Annotated in this window: 16 protein-coding genes; 11 read left to right on the forward strand and 5 right to left on the reverse strand. The window is 68.2% G+C overall.

What is annotated here, in order from left to right; translation table 11 throughout:
* Nucleotides 1-31: 31 nt before the first annotated feature.
* The 4 genes from VHR41_19090 to VHR41_19105 all read right to left on the reverse strand — a co-directional run bounded on the left by VHR41_19090 (nucleotide 32) and on the right by VHR41_19105 (nucleotide 3,049).
* A complete protein-coding gene (locus tag VHR41_19090; protein ID HEX3236304.1) occupies nucleotides 32-1,927 on the reverse strand; it encodes a multicopper oxidase domain-containing protein in 1,896 nt (631 codons plus the stop codon).
* Nucleotides 1,928-1,947: 20 nt separating this feature from the next.
* On the reverse strand, nucleotides 1,948-2,367 hold the full coding sequence (locus VHR41_19095; GenBank protein ID HEX3236305.1) for a PIN domain-containing protein: 420 nt from the start codon (nucleotides 2,365-2,367) through the stop codon (nucleotides 1,948-1,950).
* A gap of 5 nt (nucleotides 2,368-2,372) precedes the next feature.
* Nucleotides 2,373-2,603, reverse strand: a complete 231-nt coding sequence (locus VHR41_19100; protein HEX3236306.1) for a type II toxin-antitoxin system VapB family antitoxin — start codon at nucleotides 2,601-2,603, stop codon at nucleotides 2,373-2,375.
* A gap of 68 nt (nucleotides 2,604-2,671) precedes the next feature.
* A complete protein-coding gene (locus VHR41_19105; protein HEX3236307.1) occupies nucleotides 2,672-3,049 on the reverse strand; it encodes a hypothetical protein in 378 nt (125 codons plus the stop codon).
* A 126-nt stretch (nucleotides 3,050-3,175) separates the two neighbouring features.
* Here VHR41_19105 and VHR41_19110 point away from each other — a divergent pair, with 126 nt between their 5' ends.
* The 11 genes from VHR41_19110 (at nucleotide 3,176) to VHR41_19160 (ending at nucleotide 16,704) form a co-directional block, all read left to right on the forward strand.
* Nucleotides 3,176-5,869 carry a protein kinase gene (locus VHR41_19110; protein HEX3236308.1) on the forward strand — a complete coding sequence of 898 codons (2,694 nt, stop codon included), beginning with the start codon at nucleotides 3,176-3,178 and terminating at the stop codon, nucleotides 5,867-5,869.
* Between the two features lie 483 nt (nucleotides 5,870-6,352).
* The gene (locus tag VHR41_19115; GenBank protein ID HEX3236309.1) at nucleotides 6,353-6,799 is read left to right on the forward strand and encodes a hypothetical protein; all 447 of its coding nucleotides are present in this window, start codon (nucleotides 6,353-6,355) and stop codon (nucleotides 6,797-6,799) included.
* Nucleotides 6,800-7,034: 235 nt separating this feature from the next.
* A complete protein-coding gene (locus VHR41_19120) occupies nucleotides 7,035-7,175 on the forward strand; it encodes a hypothetical protein (GenBank protein HEX3236310.1) in 141 nt (46 codons plus the stop codon).
* On the forward strand, nucleotides 7,172-7,354 hold the full coding sequence (locus VHR41_19125) for a hypothetical protein (protein HEX3236311.1): 183 nt from the start codon (nucleotides 7,172-7,174) through the stop codon (nucleotides 7,352-7,354). The genes VHR41_19120 and VHR41_19125 overlap by 4 nt, the downstream gene beginning before the upstream one ends.
* A 167-nt stretch (nucleotides 7,355-7,521) precedes the next feature.
* Entirely contained in the window at nucleotides 7,522-7,824 is a 303-nt protein-coding gene (locus tag VHR41_19130; GenBank protein HEX3236312.1) for a hypothetical protein, read from the forward strand.
* Nucleotides 7,825-8,106: 282 nt separating this feature from the next.
* Nucleotides 8,107-9,234, forward strand: a complete 1,128-nt coding sequence (locus VHR41_19135; protein ID HEX3236313.1) for a ScyD/ScyE family protein — start codon at nucleotides 8,107-8,109, stop codon at nucleotides 9,232-9,234.
* A 230-nt stretch (nucleotides 9,235-9,464) separates the two neighbouring features.
* On the forward strand, nucleotides 9,465-11,996 hold the full coding sequence (locus VHR41_19140) for a serine/threonine-protein kinase (protein ID HEX3236314.1): 2,532 nt from the start codon (nucleotides 9,465-9,467) through the stop codon (nucleotides 11,994-11,996).
* Nucleotides 11,993-12,586, forward strand: coding sequence for an ECF-type sigma factor (locus VHR41_19145; protein HEX3236315.1), 594 nt, complete (start codon nucleotides 11,993-11,995; stop codon nucleotides 12,584-12,586). Before VHR41_19140 ends, VHR41_19145 begins: the two co-directional genes overlap by 4 nt.
* 317 nt (nucleotides 12,587-12,903) lie before the next feature.
* A complete protein-coding gene (locus VHR41_19150) occupies nucleotides 12,904-13,251 on the forward strand; it encodes a hypothetical protein (protein HEX3236316.1) in 348 nt (115 codons plus the stop codon).
* Between the two features lie 488 nt (nucleotides 13,252-13,739).
* Nucleotides 13,740-14,096, forward strand: a complete 357-nt coding sequence (locus VHR41_19155; protein HEX3236317.1) for a hypothetical protein — start codon at nucleotides 13,740-13,742, stop codon at nucleotides 14,094-14,096.
* Between the two features lie 313 nt (nucleotides 14,097-14,409).
* The gene (locus VHR41_19160; protein ID HEX3236318.1) at nucleotides 14,410-16,704 is read left to right on the forward strand and encodes a S9 family peptidase; all 2,295 of its coding nucleotides are present in this window, start codon (nucleotides 14,410-14,412) and stop codon (nucleotides 16,702-16,704) included.
* A 17-nt stretch (nucleotides 16,705-16,721) separates the two neighbouring features.
* Here VHR41_19160 and VHR41_19165 read toward each other — a convergent pair.
* On the reverse strand, nucleotides 16,722-16,985 hold a 264-nt coding region (locus tag VHR41_19165), incomplete at its 5' end, for a hypothetical protein (GenBank protein HEX3236319.1).

Below are 16,985 nucleotides of genomic sequence, written 5' to 3' on the forward strand. Positions count from 1 at the left end.
CGCTTGCCCGGCGCCCTGATCTCGACCCGGGCTAGCGCACCCGAACCGGCACCTCGAGCCGCCACCCCGCGAACGGCGCATCGAGCTCGAGCCTCAAGTCCCCAGGCTCATCCGCTCTCACCTCGAAGTCCGCGGTCTCTCCCGGCCCCGTCAGCAGCCGTTCGGTGCGCACCACGGCCTGCGAGGGCGGCAGGTCGGCGCCGTCCTTGGCCACGGCGCGCCACGCTACGATCGACGAGTCGGGCAGGGGACGGCGCAGGGCGAAGTAGGTCCGCGCGTCGCCCATGTTGATCAGCCGGAAGCGATAGGTGCGGCCGGCGCGGATGTCGATCGGTGCCGGGTCGAGCCGTCCGTTCGCCACGCCGAATGCGCTGTCGTGCCGCGCCAGGCCGCCGACCAGCACCAGCCGGTTGCTCGCCGTGTCGTAGGTGGTGCCGGGATCCACCACGATCAGCGCGCCGTAGAGGCCGCCCTGGATCTGGGTCAGCTCGTTCGAGTGCGCATGGTAGATGAACGTCCCCGACCTCGGCGGCGTGAACTCGGCGGCGAACGAGTCGCCCGGCGCGATCGGCTGGAACAGGCGGTCGGCCGTCCCGCTCCACGCCGGCACGCCGTCGGAGTAGCTCTCCAGCTCGATCCCGTGCCAGTGCACCGCCGTCGGCTCGGCCAGCCGGTTGACCACCCTGATGCGCGCGGGGCGGCCGCGCTCGAGCACCAGCGTCGGTCCGGGGATGGGAGCGGAGTCCGGCGCCGGCTCCGCATTCCCCTCCTGCAGGACGTACCCCATGAGATGCGCCGAGTCGGCGGGCGCGGGCGCCGGCTGGACCAGCAGCCGGAGTTGCCTGGGCGCCATGGCGACGGACGGTGCCGTGGCGCTTCCGGTCGCGCGCGGGGACACGTGCAGGCCGAGCACCAGGCCGGCCATCCGGTGCATGGCGTGACCGCCGGAGTGCGCGCCCGCGGTGTCCGGCGGCGCCGAGAGCAGCTGCTCGCTCGAGATGTGAAACGCGAAGTGGCAATGAAAGAGCCAGTTTCCCGGCCGCACCGGTGACCATCGCACGGTCATGGTGGCGCCGGGTGGCATGAGCTCGGTGACCGCCATGCGGCGCTGGTCGGGCGGGTAGACCGTGTCGCCGGCCCAGCTCCCCCGGCTGTCGACCTCGAAGTAGAAGCCGTGCAGGTGCATGGGGTGTGAGCTCGAGGTCGGGTTGAGCCAGCGCCAGTGCACGCTGTCGCCCACGGTGTAGTCGAGGCGTTCGGTGTCGGGCCAGGACTTCCCGTTGATCACCATGAACTCGCCACCTGGGTCGTGCGCCAAGGTGTCGGCGGGCTTGAGCCAGAGTCCCATGATGAAGACGCGCTCGTCCTGTGGCGGCGTGACGCCGGCGGAGTCGACGATGAAGCCGCCCGAGAGCTGGCTGTCGATCCACCGGTCGTCCTTCATGGCCTTGCCGGTGGTGGTGCCCCAGTAGTAGTAGGTGCCGGCCCGGCCCGCCTCGAATCGGACGGTCCGCGTGGCGCCGGGCGGCACGCGAATGCTGTCGTCAGATGCGCCGGGACGGGCGGCGAAGCCGTGCAACACGAGGGTCGAATCGCGCAGGCGGTTCCGGATGGTAGCGCGGATGACGGTGCCCTCGGGCACCCGGATGAGGGGGCCGGGGATCTGCAGCGGCCGTCCGGCCTCGGCGAACGCCTGGACCTCGACGCCGGGGCCGTCGGCGGCGTGGGGGCGGAACATGCCGGTGCGGAGCTCGAGGTTGAGGGTGAGGACGCCGTGGCGCAGCCGGCCGGCGGGGATCCGGTTCGGGTTGGCCACGATGCGCTCGACCGCACCCGGGGCATCGCGTGTGGCCGGCGAGCGCGGCCCGGCGCCCAGGGCGAGCGTTGCCAGAGCGAGGGTGACGGCGTGACGGGCGGGCATGGGCATGGCTTGGCGGAGTCTGCCCCTCAGCGGGGGAACGGCGCCATCGCCCGCAGCGCGAGGTGCCGCCCAAGGCGCCGAAAATCCGGAGCGTTGCCCGTGACCAGGGTGGCTCCGAGGCGCGCGCACTGCGCGGCGAGCAGGGCGTCGTTCCAGAACGACCGGCTCTTGGTGACGCGCTCGCCGCCGAGGCGGGATACGGTCCCCGCCGCGGCGATCCAATCGGCATCCGACGGCACCAGCGCGGTGGCGCCCGCCGTCACCGCGCCGGCGGCTGCGGTGTGCTGGGCGGCATCGGGAATGCCGATGAGCACTTCCGCGACCACGACCGCGCTTACGAGCAGCGGCCCGTGCGCCAGGATGAACGTCTCGAACTGCTCGCGGAATGCCGGATCGTTGGCCGCGCCGACGTAGATGTTGGTGTCGGCGACGAACAGGTCGGGCACTGCGGTCAATCCGCGATGCGTGCGGGGTCGACGGGACCCAGGGAGGCCAGGCGGCGGAGGCCCGCGATCTGCTCGCCCCGTTGCACCACGGTCTCGAGGGCTTGCGTCACGGTGTCCGTTTCCGTGCGGGCGCCGAGCGCCCGCCGGGCGCGATCGAGCAGCTCCTGGTTCAGGAGCAGCGTCTTCTTTCGGCCGGTGGACCGTCGGGGAACGGGTGGCGCAGCACGCCGCGGCACGGGGACTCCTCAGGCTGTATGGGCCGTGGAAAATAGCTGTATCGTACGGTGCCGGCAAGGAGCGCTTCTCACGATGGCTTTATCCCGGACTTGACCATCGCCTGTTTCGTCATCAAGGTAGCAACGAGGTCCTGCAGCAGCCGGTCGGCGTACGCGATCTCGCCCGCCAGCAGTTTGACCGAGTCGTCGAACTTGGGCAGCTCCCGGGTCGCGTGATCGGCGCGCTGCTGCATCAACCCGAGCAGCTCTCGCATCGCTGGTACCTTGGCCTGGACCTCGTTGATCTCAGCGACGTCCGTCCAGACCTCGGCGAATGAGACGCGAAGGTCCGCCAGGCCGGCGAGCCGCTCTTCAATGTCCTTGAAGGCGGGCGTCAGGACCTGGAGGGCCTGCCTCTGCCGTTCGAGGCCGGGGTCCTTGCGTCGGCCGAACCCTAGAAATGACAACTGATCCTCCGTATCCCTACCAATGTATCTCCGCTGGCGCTCGGGGCTTGCCGGTGACACTCCGCCCCACCCTAGCCAGCCCCGCCCCGCCCCGACATCTTCCATCACCCTCCACAAAGCGCTCCCATGCCCGAGCTCCTCACCCGGCTCCAATCCGCCCTGGCGGACCGCTACCGGCTCGACCGCGAGATCGGCGCCGGCGGCATGGCCACGGTCTACCTGGCCCAGGACCTCCGCCACGACCGCAAGGTCGCCCTCAAGGTGCTTAGGCCCGAGCTGGCCGCGGTGATCGGGGCCGAGCGCTTCCTGGCCGAGATCAAGCTCACGGCCAACCTGCAGCACCCGCACATCTTGCCGCTGTTCGACTCGGGCGAGGCGGATTCCTACCTCTTCTACGTGATGCCGTTCGTCCAGGGCGAGACGCTGCGCGACCGGCTCACCCGGGAGAAGCAGCTCCCGGTGCCCGACGCCGTCCGGATCGCGACCGAGGTGGCCTCGGCGCTGGACTATGCCCATCGGCACGGGGTGGTGCACCGGGACATCAAGCCGGAGAACATCCTGATCCACGACGGCCAGGCGCTGGTGGCGGACTTCGGGATCGCGCTGGCGGCGAGCAAGGCGAGCGGGGCCCGGATGACCGAGACCGGGATGTCGCTGGGCACGCCGCACTACATGAGCCCCGAGCAGGCGATGGGCGAGCGGGAGATCACCGCCCGCTCGGACGTCTATGCCCTGGGTGCCGTGCTGTACGAGATGCTCACGGGCGATCCGCCGTTCACGGGGAGCACGGCACAGGCGGTGGTGGCCCGGGTGGTGACCGAGAGCCCGCGTCCGCTCGTCCCCCAGCGGCACACCATCCCGCGCCATGTCGAGGCGGCGGTGCTCACCGCTTTGGAGAAGCTCCCGGCCGACCGCTTCGCAACCGCGGCCGAGTTCGCCGAGGCGCTCAAGGACCGGAGTTACGTCTCGACTGCGGTCATGCCCGCCCCCGAGCCCGACGGGTCGGCCGTGGCTGGCCGCCCGGGCGGACGCCGCCGGCCGGGCCTGCTCGTGCCGGTGCTGTGCCTGGCGCTGGCCGCGACCGCCGCCTCGTCCCTCTGGGGCTGGCTCCGCCCGGCGCCGGTGCCGCTCCTGAGCCAGTTCAGTCTCGCGCTCAAGCCGAACCAGGCGCTGCAGCCGCCCAACGCCGCCGGCGGGGCGCGTATCGCCCTTTCAGCCGATGGCCGCGCGCTGGCGTACATCGGGCCCGCGGAGGGCGGCACCCGCCTCTGGGTCCGGCGCATGGACCAGCTCGACGCGACGCCGATCGCCGGGACCGACGGCGCCTCCAACCCGTTCTTCTCGCCGGACGGCAACCGGGTGGGGTTCATCAAGAACGGCACCGAGCTGCGGATCGCGTCGCTGGCGGGCGCGCCGACGGTCACGCTGAGCGACAAGATCAACAGCAGCTCGGGCGACTGGGGCGACGACGGCTACGTCTACTTCGAGGTGGACTCGGGGCTGGGCCGGATGCGGGCCACGGGCGGGGAGATCGAGCCGGTCTACCGGATCCAGCCCAAGGCCAAGGAGGTCGCGACTGAGTGGGTGCACGTCCTCCCCGGCGCCGGAGGCATCCTCTTCCGGCTCCGCCACGTGGGCCAGAGTCCGGCCGACTTCGAGATCATGGCGATGCCGCTGCCGCACGGCCCGGCGCGGTCGCTGGTCCGGGGCGTCTTCGCGACCTACTCGCCCACGGGCCACCTCCTGGTGGTTACCTCGGACGGGAAGCTGATCGGTATCCCGTTCGACCCGAAGAAGCTCCAGATCACCGGCGCGCCGATCGCCCTGATCGAGGGGATCGGGGTGCGGAACGCCGGCTTCAACATCGACCTGTCGCTCGCCCGGAACGGTACGCTGGCCTACACCACCGGCGGCACCCTCGGGTCCCGTCGTGCGGCGTGGGTGACCCGCGAGGGCCTGGTGACGCCGGTGGACTCCGGGTGGGATCCGCAGGGCGTCATCGGAGCGGTGAGCCTGTCGCCGGACGGCAAGGCCCTGGCGGTGTCGCTGACGCGCGACGGACGGCGGGACATCTGGGTCAAGCGGCTCCCCTCGGGCCCGTTCTCGCGGATCACCTTTTCCGACACCTCGAGTGGCCGGCCCGCCTGGTCGGCCGACGGGCGCGACGTCCTGTATGCCTCGGACCGCTCGGGCGGCGGTGCCGGCCCGATCTACGCCCGCCGTGCGGACGGCACCGGCTCCCCGCGGTTGATGAGCTCGCTGGATGTCGGACAGGTCACCAGCTCGCGGGACGGCCGGTGGCTGATCCTCCGCACCGCGCCGGGCACGGGCAGCCCCGATATCCTCGGGCTCAAGGTGGGCGACACCACTGTCGTGCCGCTGGTGGCCACGCCCGCCGTGGAGCTCTATCCCGCGCTCTCGCCCGACGGCCGGTGGCTGGCCTACTCCTCGAACGAATCGGGGACGGCGGAGGTGTACGTCCGCCCGTTCCCCGAGACCGCGTCGGCCAAGTGGCAGGTGTCCACCGCGGGCGGCGCCGAGCCGGCCTGGTCGAGCACCGGCCGGGAGCTGCTCTATATCAACGCCAAGGGCGACATGGTCTCGGCGGAGATCCCGGCGGGGGGCACCTTTTCGGTGGGCAAGCAGCGGTCCCTCTTCTCGACCTCGCAGTTCGTCCAGGGTGGGCCGGTCCCGTCGTACTCCCTGAGCCCCGACGACAAGCGGTTCGTCGTGCTGCGCGAGGGCGAGGCGGGGCAGCCGGGGGAGCTGGTGGTGGCGGAGAATTGGGGGCGACAGTTGGTGGAGGGTGGTGGGAAATAAAGCGAAGGGGGCCCTGGCGCCGGCGAGCACGTGGCGATGCTGTCGGTGCTCGGCGGTGTTACGGCCAAGTCACGGGGCACCTTCCCCCTTCGCAGCTCCCGGTCGACGCGGCGTGGGACCCGCAGGGCATCCTCGATGGCATCGCCTTGTCGCCGGATGGAAAGCAGGTGGCGGTGGGACTGATCCGGAGCGGCAGGACCGATATCTGGGTCAAGCAGCTCCCGACCGGTCCGTTCTCCCGGATCACCTTCGGGGACACCTCGAGCGTCCGTCCCGTCTGGTCGCGCGATGGGCGCGACGTGTTCTACATCAGTGACCGTGGTGGCTCCGGCGTAGGCGTGCCCTACACGCATCGCGGACGGCACGGGAGCCGCGCGCCCACTGGTCCCGTCCAAGATCGACTTCGGCCAGATCGTCCCGTCGCGGGACGGCCGCTGGCTCCTGCTCCGGACGTCGGGAAATTCGGCCGGCAGCGGCCACCTCTTGGGTCTCAAGACGGGCGACACCGCGCTCGTGCCGCTGGTCGCCACGGGCGCCACGGAGTTCTATCCGGCGCTCTCGCCCGACGGGCACTGGCTGGCGTACGGGTCCAACGAATCGGGGACGATGGAGGTGTACGTCCGGCCATTCCCCGAGACCGCGACGGCCAAGTGGCAGGTGTCCACCGCCGGTGGCAGCGAGCCGGTGTGGGCCAACAGCGGCCGTGAGCTGTTCTACATCAACGGGAGGGGCGAGATGGTCGCGGCCGAGATCCGGCCGGCGGCGGCGGCGGTCTCGGTGGGGGAGCAGCACGTGCTCTTCTCGACGGCGGCGTTCGTGCGCTTCGGCTCGTTTCCGTCGTACGCGGTGGCGCCGGACGATCGGCGGTTTCTGATGGTGCGGGAAGGGGACGCATCGCAGCAGGGGGAGATGGTGGTGGCGGAGAATTAGGTGGGGGAGTTGAAGGGGAGGGTGGGGAGGTAGGCCGCAGCCTCATTCAGCGATCCGGCTCCGATTGATCTCCTCCAGCACCTCGATGCCCGCGGCACGCTCGATGGGCGGCTCGATCGCCGGCATCAGGCCATCTTAGGCCCCCGCCCCAGCCCACGCCGTAGTAGCCCACTCGAGCAGTCGAGACCTCGGGCCGGCTCGGCCGTTCGACGAGCTGTGGGCCCGCTCGGTGGTGATGAGTCTGCGCGGGGTGCCGGTGCGCGTCGCCTCGATCGATGATCTGATCACCCTGAAGCGTCAGGCCGGCCGCCCGGAGGATCTCAGCGACGTGGAATCACTGATCGAAATCAAGCGTCTGCGCGCCGAGGGCGGATGAGCCCGGCCAGCCGGCTGCCTCCGGACCGCGAGGCGTTGCTGCGGACGACGCTGGCGCTCAGCGTCGAGGAACGGGTGGCATGGCTGGAGGCCATGAGGGCGATTGCCATCGAGTCCGGCGCGTTACCCAAGCGGGTGCCCGATCAGATCGCCGGGGCGAGGCGCGGGCCGGAGCGTTAGTCGTCGAGCGAGTTTGTCAGATTCCGCAATGGCCAGACGTCGGCGGAGGTACGCGCCCCGCGGCCCACCCTGTTGAGCGCCACTGATACTGTCCCCTCTGTACGCCAGCAGAAATGTCCCCTACGCCGACAGCCTTCTGAGACTACGAGGCGAGCGTGGAGCGGACGATGAGTGCACGCGAGGCGGAGCGGTCGGCGGCCTATGCCGGCAAGCGCGACGAGGCAGTCGCCGAGGGGCAGCGCGGGGTGGCCATGGTGCCGATCGAGAAGGACGGGGAGACCGGTCCGTACTACGTGCACCAGCTCACGCGGATCTACCTGCACACCGGCCAGCCAGAGAAGGCGCTCGATCAGCTCGAGAAGCTGATGGCCGTTCCCTACTATCTCTCGCCCGCCTGGCTCCGGATCGATCCCGAGTTCTCACCGCTCAAAGGCAACCCACGGTTCGAGCGGCTGTCACAACCCACCTGACGCTCCACCGTTACATCCGGACCGTTCGCCGCCGGGCTACTTCTCGAGGAACTCCACCAGCCTTGGGATCGCGCCGCCATCAGGAATGATCGAAAAAGTCGACCACTGACGTGCCGGGCTCTTCTGAACGGTCGCCGCGGGATTTGCCAGGACGGGACGAATGCAGGCGCAGGATTGATCCGTATCGTACCGTGAGAGACTACCGGCGCTCCGGGCTCGGGCCCGATTTCGGGTTTGAGGAGGCGTTTTCCGATCTCCTGATAGCCCCCTCAGGAGATACTCATGGTACGTTCTTTCGCGCTCCCCCTGCTGGTCGCGGCGCTCGGTCTCGCAGGATGCGATTCCTCCACACCCGTCGAAGTCAGCTCGATCCCCGCCGCGCCTCCGGACGCTGAGGCCCGGCGTTCAGCCGCCCCCATCATGACCACTTTCGCGAGGGGGTTGAACAGCCCGCGCGGGCTGACATTCGGACCCGACGGCTACCTCTATGTGGCGGAGGGTGGCCTGGGAGGAGACCTGACCACGACGCCCGAGCAGTGTACGCAAGTGGGCGAGGTCGGTCCGTACAGCGGCGGCTTCACCTCGCGAATCTCGAAGATCGATGTACACGGGGTCCGTACCACCGTGGCTAATGGGCTGCCGTCCAGCCAGACCTCGCCGGAGTCAGGATCGCTCGTGAGCGGCGTATCCGACGTCAAGTTCGTGGGTGGTCAGCTGTACGCGATCGAAGCCGGCGCGGGCTGCTCCCACGGCCTCATCGGAACGGACAACGAGCTGTTGCGCGTGAATGCGAACGGTTCGACGACGCCCATTGTGAACCTGAGCGCCTTCCAGCGGGCGCATCCGGTCGCGAATCCCGACCCGGGCGATTTCGAGCCCGACGGCACCTGGTACAGCATGGTTGTGGTGCGCGGCGACATCTATGCGGTGGAGCCGAACCACGGCGAGGTCGACCGCATCACCACGAGCGGTGGGATCAGCCGATTGGTGGACATGTCTTCAGAGCCATGGTGGGGCCCGACCGCAATCGCTTATCACGGCAACTTCTACCTCGGTAACCTCGGCCCGTTCCCCGTGACACCAGGCACGGAGCAGATCAGGAAGGTGACTCCCGCCGGCACGCTCACTACCTGGGCCGATGGGCTCACCACCGTGCTCGGGCTGGCCTTCGACGCGCGCGACCGCATGTACGCCCTCGAGTCGATGACGGCGCCCGGCTTCCCGGGGCCCGCCGACATCGGAAGCGGCCGGGTCGTTCGGATCGACCCCGATGGGGGTCAGGCCGTGATCGCAACCGGACTCTCGTTCCCGACCGCCATGACGTTCGGCCCGGATAGGGCGCTTTACGTCTCGAACTTCGGATTCGGTGCGCCAGCCGGAGCGGGGGAGATCGTCCGGATCGAGTTTTAGCATCGACCCTCGGCATGAGCTGGGGCTGGTCTCGCGGCCAGCTCCCAGCGCCGCCGCAGACACTCGAGCAGGCCCTGGCGAAGCCCTAAGCCGATGGAGGCGCGGCGCCAGGACACGGCGCCGCGCGCAGGTTTTCGCACGGATTGCGATTCCCCCCGCCGAGCGGCATCTTCCCTCCTGACAGTCTCGACCCACGATCAACACAACAGCAGCACAGCGCCAAAGGGGCCATGCCGGAGTCCGTCACCCGGGAACGCTGGCACACCATCCAGCCGCTCCTCGATGGTGCCCTGGAGCTCGAGCCCGTCGCCCGAACCGCCTGGCTGACCGAGCAGTGCGCGGGCGACGGCGAGCTGCAGGCGGTGGTGGAGCGGCTCGTGGCGGTATTCGCCGATGCCCAGGCCGTGCTGCCCAGCGGGGCCCCCGACGCGGTGTACGCATTGGCACGGCTGGCGGAGACCGAGGCGGCGCCCCACCTGGAAGGCACGCGCCTCGGTCCGTACCGGGTCCTTCGAGAGGCCGGCCGCGGCGGGATGGGCGTGGTGTATCTGGGCGAGCGCGCCGACGACCAGTATCGGAAGCGTGTCGCCCTCAAGCTCCTGCGGCGCGGCATGGACGATCCCCACCTGGTTCGCCGCTTCCTGGAAGAGCGTCAGATCCTCGCCACGCTGGACCATCCCCACATCGCGAAGCTGCTCGACGGCGGCGTCACCGGCGACGGTCTCCCGTGGTTCGCCATGGAGTACGTCGAGGGCGAGCCGATCGACCGCTACTGCGACCGGCTGGGTCTGGGCGTGGACGACCGTCTTCGGCTGTTCCTGGCCGTGTGCGACGCGGTCCAGTACGCACACCGGAACCTGGTGGTCCACCGGGACCTCAAGCCGTCGAACGTGCTCGTCACGTCCGAGGGCGGGGTCAAGCTGCTCGACTTCGGGATCGCGAAACTGCTCGCGGAAGGGGACGCGACGGCAGCCACGCTCACGCAGGTCGGCCGCCGGGCGCTGACCCCGGAGTACGCGAGCCCCGAGCAGGTGCGCGGCGAGCCGGTCACGGTGGCGAGCGACGTGTACTCGCTCGGCGTCATGCTCTACTCGCTCCTCAGCGGCCGCCTGCCCTACCGCCTGCAGACCCGGCACGACCACGACATCGAAGAGGCCGTGCTCGAGATGGCGCCCGAGCCGCCGTCGGTGGCCGCAGACGGCGAGCGACTCCGCCGACGGCTCCGCGGCGACCTCGACGTGATCGTGCTGATGGCGCTCAGGAAGGAGCCGGAGCGCCGCTATCCCAGCGTGGAGACGCTGGCCGCGGATCTGCGCCGGCATCTCGACGGCCTGCCGGTCGAGGCCCAGGCCGACCGGTGGAGTTATCGCGCGGCGAAGTTTCTCCGGCGGCACACGCTCGGCGTGGCAGTCGTGGTCGGACTCGTGCTCCTGCTCACGGTCTTCGGTGGTCTCATGACGGTCCAGTCCGCCCGGACAGCGGCCGAGCGCGACCGGGCCGAGCAGGTCTCGGCGTTCGTGACAGAGCTGCTGCGCTCGCCCGACCCGTTTCGGGGTCAGGGCGCCGGGGTGACCGTCCGCCAGGTGCTCGACAGCGCGGTGGTGCGAATCCGGAGCGAGCTGCGCGCGCAGCCGATCCTCGAGGCCGACTTGCTGGCGGTGATCGGACGCTCCTACGAGGGGTTGGGGTTGTACACACTGGCCGGGAGCGTTCTCGACTCCGCGATTGCACTCCGCCTGCGAGCCGGGGACAACGGACGCGGGCTCGCCGAGGACCAGGCCATGCTCGCCGACCTGATCAACGAGCAGAACGGCGGCCGCTCGAGGAGCGATTCGCTCGCGCGGGCGGCGCTGAGCACCGGCCGTCGGGTACTGGCGCATGACGATCCCGCGCTGGGATCGCTGATGACGCTCGCGGCACCCAGCCTGGCATCGTCGGGTCACGAGGCGGAGGCGGAGTCCCTCCTCGTCGAGGCGATCGGGATCCTGCGAGGTAGCCCGGAGGATGAGCGGCTGGATCTTGCCCGTGCGTTGCGCCGGCTGGGCCGGCAACGATTCATCGAGGCCGACATGCAGGGCGCCGAATCGCTCTACACTCAGGCGCTCGGACTCAACCGTGACCGCCTCGGTCCCGATCACCCAGAGGTCGGCGAGCTGAGCGCCGAGCTGGGTGAGGTGTTGAGGCTCGAAGGAAAGCCCGGGGCCGAGCGCTATCTGCGCGACGGCATCGTCGTCGAACGGAGGGCCGTGGGGGGCGACCATCCCGAGGTGATGATCAACGTGATGCACCTGGCGGATCTGCTGCAGCATAGGGGCGATCTCGCGCCGGCCGAGTCGCTGTACCGGGAGGCGATCGCCAGCGGAGAGCGGCTCAACCCCGGGGGTCACAGTCTGACGAGCGAAGCCCTCTTCGGGCTGGCGGAGATCGAGCTCCAGCGTGGCGACACCGCCCGCGCCACCGCCGACATCCACCGCGCGCTGGCCATCGACGAGCGGATCTACGGTGTCGACCACCGCTATATGTACGGGGGCGTACGCAATCAGCTCGCCGAGATCCTGATAGGCCAGCGGGACTACGCCGATGCGGAGCGTATCCTGCTCGACGTGTTCGAGGCCTCGAGCCGCCAGTGGGGCATAAGCAATCCGAGGACACAGCGGGATGTGGGCAAGCTGGTGCACCTCTACGAGGCGTGGGGCAAGCCGGAGCGGGCACAAGAGTACCGCCGGTCTCTCCAGCGCCCCGATAGCGTTCCGGCGCATTGATCGGCGAGCTGATCCTCGCCGCAGATGCCGGCGACGCGGCCAAGGCCGGCGAGCTGTTCGCGAGGCTCTACCGAGAGCTCCACGCCATCGCCGAGCGCGAGCTCAACCGTGGCGGCCGCGACCTGACGCTGAGCCCCACCACCCTGCTGCACGAGGCCTATCTCGATATCGCCGCGCGCGACGGCGTTCGCTTTCCGGATAAGGAGCGCTTCCTGGCGTACGCGAGCCGGGTGATGCGCGGGCTCCTCATCGACTACGTCCGCCGGCGACGCGCCGTGAAGCGCGGCGGCGAATTCCAGCTCACCACGCTCGCCGAAGATGCGCTCGGCGCCGCGGTGCCGGAACCGGAGCCGCTCGAGCGGCTGAGCAACGCGCTGGAAACGCTGGAGCACGTGGACGCAAGACTCGCCAATGTGGTGGACCTGCACTTCTTCTGCGGATTCTCGCTGGTGGACATCGCCCGCCTGCGCGGGGTGACGGACCGCACCGTCCAGAGCGACTGGCGGAAGGCGCGCCTGCTGCTGCAGCGTGAGATCGAGCGAAGGAGCGGGGGACCACTACCTGAAGATCTCGGGATGCGCCGTAGCTAAGTGTAGCCGCCCACGTCCCCGATGGAGGGCTGTTAGTGCAGCGGCCGGGAGGGGGACGCGTCGCAGCAGGGAGGGATGGTGGTGGCGGAGAACTGGGTGGGGGAGTTGAGGGGCAGGGTAGGAAGGTAGAAGACCGGACTCGGCCGCCTGCGACCGGCCCGAACGGTCGAGCAGGCGGCATAACTCCCACATCATCATGGCGACTCATGACCCGCTGGTAATCGCTGGCCTTACACGGTCCGAAGTTCAGATCATGAGGCGCGAGGACCAGACGGGACACATCACTGCGGAGTTGCCCCGGTGAGGATCCGAAGGGCATGGGCGTGGCGGGCCTTCTCACGAGCGAGATCTATGGCCTGCGGTCGGAACTCGACCTCGAGACGCTGACCCTGCTGGATGAAAAGCGGGCGCTTGCGGCGAAGACAACCCTAAGTGAAGAAGAGCGAACCAGACTGCGAGAGTTGGATGAGCTATTGCGCGGTCTGGACTTCACAACCACCGTGCGTGATCCCATGTACAAGCAGTTCGCCGAGGCGATGGCAGAACGGGAGAGGGCCGAGGGCCTGCAGGTTCCTGTACTAACCAAAGAGCAACAGAAGCGGCAGAAGCAACTGGCCAAAGAAGTCCTCGATCGCCTGACGCAGAACACGGTGCAGGACCGGTGAGGCTTATCCATCTCGCAACCGTCAGCCAGGACTTGCCGAATAGTTGGGAGCAGGAGGCACAACAGGCAGCGGCGGCAGTGGCTGCCGCGAGCCCACAGAATAGGGCGGCGGAGGTTAACGCGCGAAGCCAGCTCTGGAAGGATACGAAAGCCGCTCTTAAGCGCGCGTCGCATGACAAGTGCTGGTACTGTGAGTCAATAGACATCCGATCTGACAACGCGGTGGATCACTTTAGACCAAAGTGCGCTGTAGCTGAGTGTCCAGATCACGAGGGGTATTGGTGGCTTGCGTTCAAATGGAAAAACTATCGATTCTGTTGCACGTTCTGCAATTCTCGTCGAGTTGATCAGGCGGCGGGACAGGGAGGTGGCAAGGCGGATCATTTCCCACTGAAAGATGAGGCGGGGAGAGCCAGGGCGCCTGCCGATCCGCTTGCAAACGAGGAGCCGTTGCTTCTAGACCCAACAGTTCCGGCGGACCCAGGGTTCTTGTGGTTTGATGAGACGGGGCAGGCCACGCCGAGCCCGGCCTGCCGCAACAACACCAACGGCTATCCCTACAAGCGTGCCACTACGTCCATAAAGCTGTACCACCTCAACCATACCGATGTTGTAGAGCAGCGGAAGATCTTGTGTGCTGATATTCGTCGTTCGGTCGAGGAAGCTGATCGCTACTTCCAGAAGTATGACACTGGCGATGGAACCGGTCGAGAGGCCTTCGAAGACGCTGTGCGTCACTTGGTAGAGCGAATCTCGGCTCACGCCGAATACTCTGCTACGGCAAAGGCGATGCTGATGGGTCTGCGAGGGTCGCATCCAGTCGTGGAAGTGGTCCTGGCAGCTTGAACCGGTGTGTGCTAGACCAGTGACCCTCCGCCGGCTGCCGCTCCAGCCAATCAAACTGCTGCGCCGCTTCCTCTGGCTGCCGCGCGAGCGTTAGCACCACGGTAGCGCAGAACCGACAGATGGTGCTCTTGGGATATCCTCTCGTAACCCACCCGGCCACAACCCTCCCGACCGCCGTCGCCATCTGATGCAGCGTCACGAACTGCCGCCCGGCACATCCCGGACCCGAGTTGGCCGAGATATACTATTGTGTACCGCAGGATAAGCAGCCCCGCACAGCGGCCGTGCGCCGGCCATACCTTCCGAGGACAGCATGCGCCACCCCTGCACCATTCTGCTCGCCGCCACGTTGCTCTGCTCATCCCAGCCCGCCTGGCCCCAAGCCAAGCGCCCCATCACCGAGCGCGATCTCTTCAACTTCACCTGGGTCGCCGATCCGCACCTCTCACCCGACGGCTCCCGCGTGGCCTTCACCCGGGTGGTCGTGGACGACAAGCGCACCGGCTACGAGACCTCCATCTGGACCGTAGCCACGACCGGCAACGAACCCCCCGTGCGCATGACCAACGGCAAGCACGACGCGGGTCCACGCTGGTCGGCCGATGGAAGTCGGATCGCCTTCGTCCGCGGCGGCGACAAGGATGAGGACGGCAAGCCGCGTCCACCACAGATCGCCGTCCTGTCACTTCGTGGCGGCGAGGCCTGGACCATCACCGACCTGCCCAAAGGCGCAGGTCATCCCGTCTGGTCGCCCGACGGACGGCGTATCGCGTTCCTCAGTACCACACTTTCCGAGGACATCGAAAAGGGGGCCCGCAAGAAGAGCCGCACAGACGAAGAGGGAAACAATCAGACGACAGCCGATACCACCGAGAACACCGCCAAGCCCGATCAGCGCGAACCGGAGAGCGAGCATGAGTCGGATGTCCACCTCATCACGCGCGCGATCTACCGCGACAACGATCAGGGGTATGCCGATCCCAAGCGCCACGCTCACATCTGGGTGCTCGACGTGCCCACCACGTCGGACGAGCTGACGAAGCCGACACGGCTCACCAGCGGCAGCTTCGACGAGTCCGATCCGCTGTGGACGCCCGACGGCGCGCGCATCTACTTCACCACCGCGCGTATCGACGAGCCCTACTACGAGCTGCCCACCACCGACATCTACTCCGTCCCTTCATCCGGCGGCGAACTGCAGAAGCTCACCACGATTCCGATGGCCATCGGTGACATCGCGCTCAGCCCTAACGGTCGCCGCCTCGCGTTCCACGGCTCGGTCACGCATCCCATCCGCTCCTACTCGGAGCCGGATACGTGGGTGATGGACCTCGCCCCCAACGCGCAGCCACGGAATCTCACCGCCAGCTATGATTTCGATATGGGCTCATCGGTGGGCGGCGACAACGCGGCTCCCCGTGGCGGCGGCGCTCGCGGTCTCTACTGGTCTGGCGACGGCAACGCGCTGTTCGACATCGTGAACCGGCAGGGCCACACGGCTCTCGTCCGGGTGGACGCACAATCCGGCGCGGTCGCTGACATTACCCGCGGCGATCAGGCTGTCCTCGACTTCTCCGTCTCACCGCAGTCGCGAGTCACGGTCGCCCTGGTCTCCACCCCGGTGCAGATCGGCGATCTGTTTACTGTCGGGACCGATGGCGAGCAACGACGCATCTCCGACTTCAACCACAAGCTCTGGTCGCAGTTGAACCTCACCCCGCCGGAAGAGCTCACCTACACCAGCTTCGACGGCAAGCGCATGCAGGCCTGGATTCAGAGGCCGCCCGACTTCGATCCCAAGAAGAAGTACCCGCTCATCCTCAACATCCACGGCGGGCCGCACGCCGCCTACGGTTGGGTATTCGACCACGAATTCCAGTGGATGGCCGCGAAGGGCTACGTCGTGCTCTATGTCAATCCCCGCGGATCCACCGGCTACGGGCAGGAGTTCGGCAACATCATCCAGTACAAATATCCCGGCGACGATTACCGCGATCTCATGGCCGGCGTCGACGAGCTGCTCAGGCGCGGCTATCTCGACCCCAAGAAGCTCGGCGTGACCGGCGGAAGCGGCGGGGGCGTGCTCACCAACTGGACCATCACCCACACCGACCGCTTCGCCGCCGCCGTGTCGCAGCGGGACATCGCGAGCTGGTCGGACTGGTGGTACACCGCCGACTTTACCCTCTTCCATCCGAACTGGTTCAAGGCGCCGCCATTCCAGGACCCTGAGGAATACGCCAACCGGTCAGCCATTACCTTCGTGCGGAACATCAAGACGCCGGTGATGTTCGTGCTGGGAGAGGAGGATTCCCGCACCCCTGCCGAAGCCGGAGGCATGCAGCTCTTCCGCGCCCTCAAGTTCCTCAAGCGACCGACCGCGATGGTGATCTTCCCGCGGGAGACGCACGAGCTGTCGCGCTCCGGAGAGCCGTGGCACCGGATCGAGCGGTTGCAGCATATCGTCGGCTGGTTCGACAAATACCTGATGGGCGTCCCGCATCCCGAGTACGACGTCCGCCCCGAAAAACAGGTTCCCGCGGCGGAGCAGAAGGCTGAGACACAAGGCGCGCTCCCGTCTTCTACGCAGCCGTCATCGCCACCATAAGGTCAGTAGTCGCTTGTTCAGGGTGACTCCGTGCTCGCGGGCCGCCCCAGCCCGGTGAGCTCCCGGGCCACGTTGAACAGCGCCGAGACGCCCAGCGACAGCGTCGCACCGACCGCGGCGTCACCAGCGCTGCGATGGGGCTCCCAGGCCAGGCTCGCCATACCCCCGGCATACGCCCCGCCGACCCTCGCGACCGAGAATGCCCGGCTCCCGTCCGCCCGCTCGTCAGTGAAGCTCTCGACCAGGGCATGCGCGACCCTAGGTCCCAGTCCGTGGCAGTC

It is taken from the genome of Gemmatimonadales bacterium (assembly GCA_036265815.1).
Taxonomy (GTDB): domain Bacteria; phylum Gemmatimonadota; class Gemmatimonadetes; order Gemmatimonadales; family GWC2-71-9; genus CAVVWJ01.

Excerpts from the sequence above, each read along its gene's own strand:
- VHR41_19160 (HEX3236318.1), top strand. The coding sequence starts at position 14,410 with ATGCGCCACCCCTGCACCATTCTGCTCGCCGCCACGTTGCTCTGCTCA.
- VHR41_19110 (HEX3236308.1), top strand. The coding sequence starts at position 3,176 with ATGCCCGAGCTCCTCACCCGGCTCCAATCCGCCCTGGCGGACCGCTAC.
- VHR41_19150 (HEX3236316.1), top strand. The coding sequence starts at position 12,904 with ATGGGCGTGGCGGGCCTTCTCACGAGCGAGATCTATGGCCTGCGGTCG.
- VHR41_19120 (HEX3236310.1), top strand. The coding sequence starts at position 7,035 with ATGAGTCTGCGCGGGGTGCCGGTGCGCGTCGCCTCGATCGATGATCTG.
- VHR41_19130 (HEX3236312.1), top strand. The coding sequence starts at position 7,522 with ATGAGTGCACGCGAGGCGGAGCGGTCGGCGGCCTATGCCGGCAAGCGC.
- VHR41_19090 (HEX3236304.1), bottom strand. The coding sequence starts at position 1,927 with ATGCCCATGCCCGCCCGTCACGCCGTCACCCTCGCTCTGGCAACGCTC.
- VHR41_19140 (HEX3236314.1), top strand. The coding sequence starts at position 9,465 with ATGCCGGAGTCCGTCACCCGGGAACGCTGGCACACCATCCAGCCGCTC.
- VHR41_19125 (HEX3236311.1), top strand. The coding sequence starts at position 7,172 with ATGAGCCCGGCCAGCCGGCTGCCTCCGGACCGCGAGGCGTTGCTGCGG.
- VHR41_19135 (HEX3236313.1), top strand. The coding sequence starts at position 8,107 with ATGGTACGTTCTTTCGCGCTCCCCCTGCTGGTCGCGGCGCTCGGTCTC.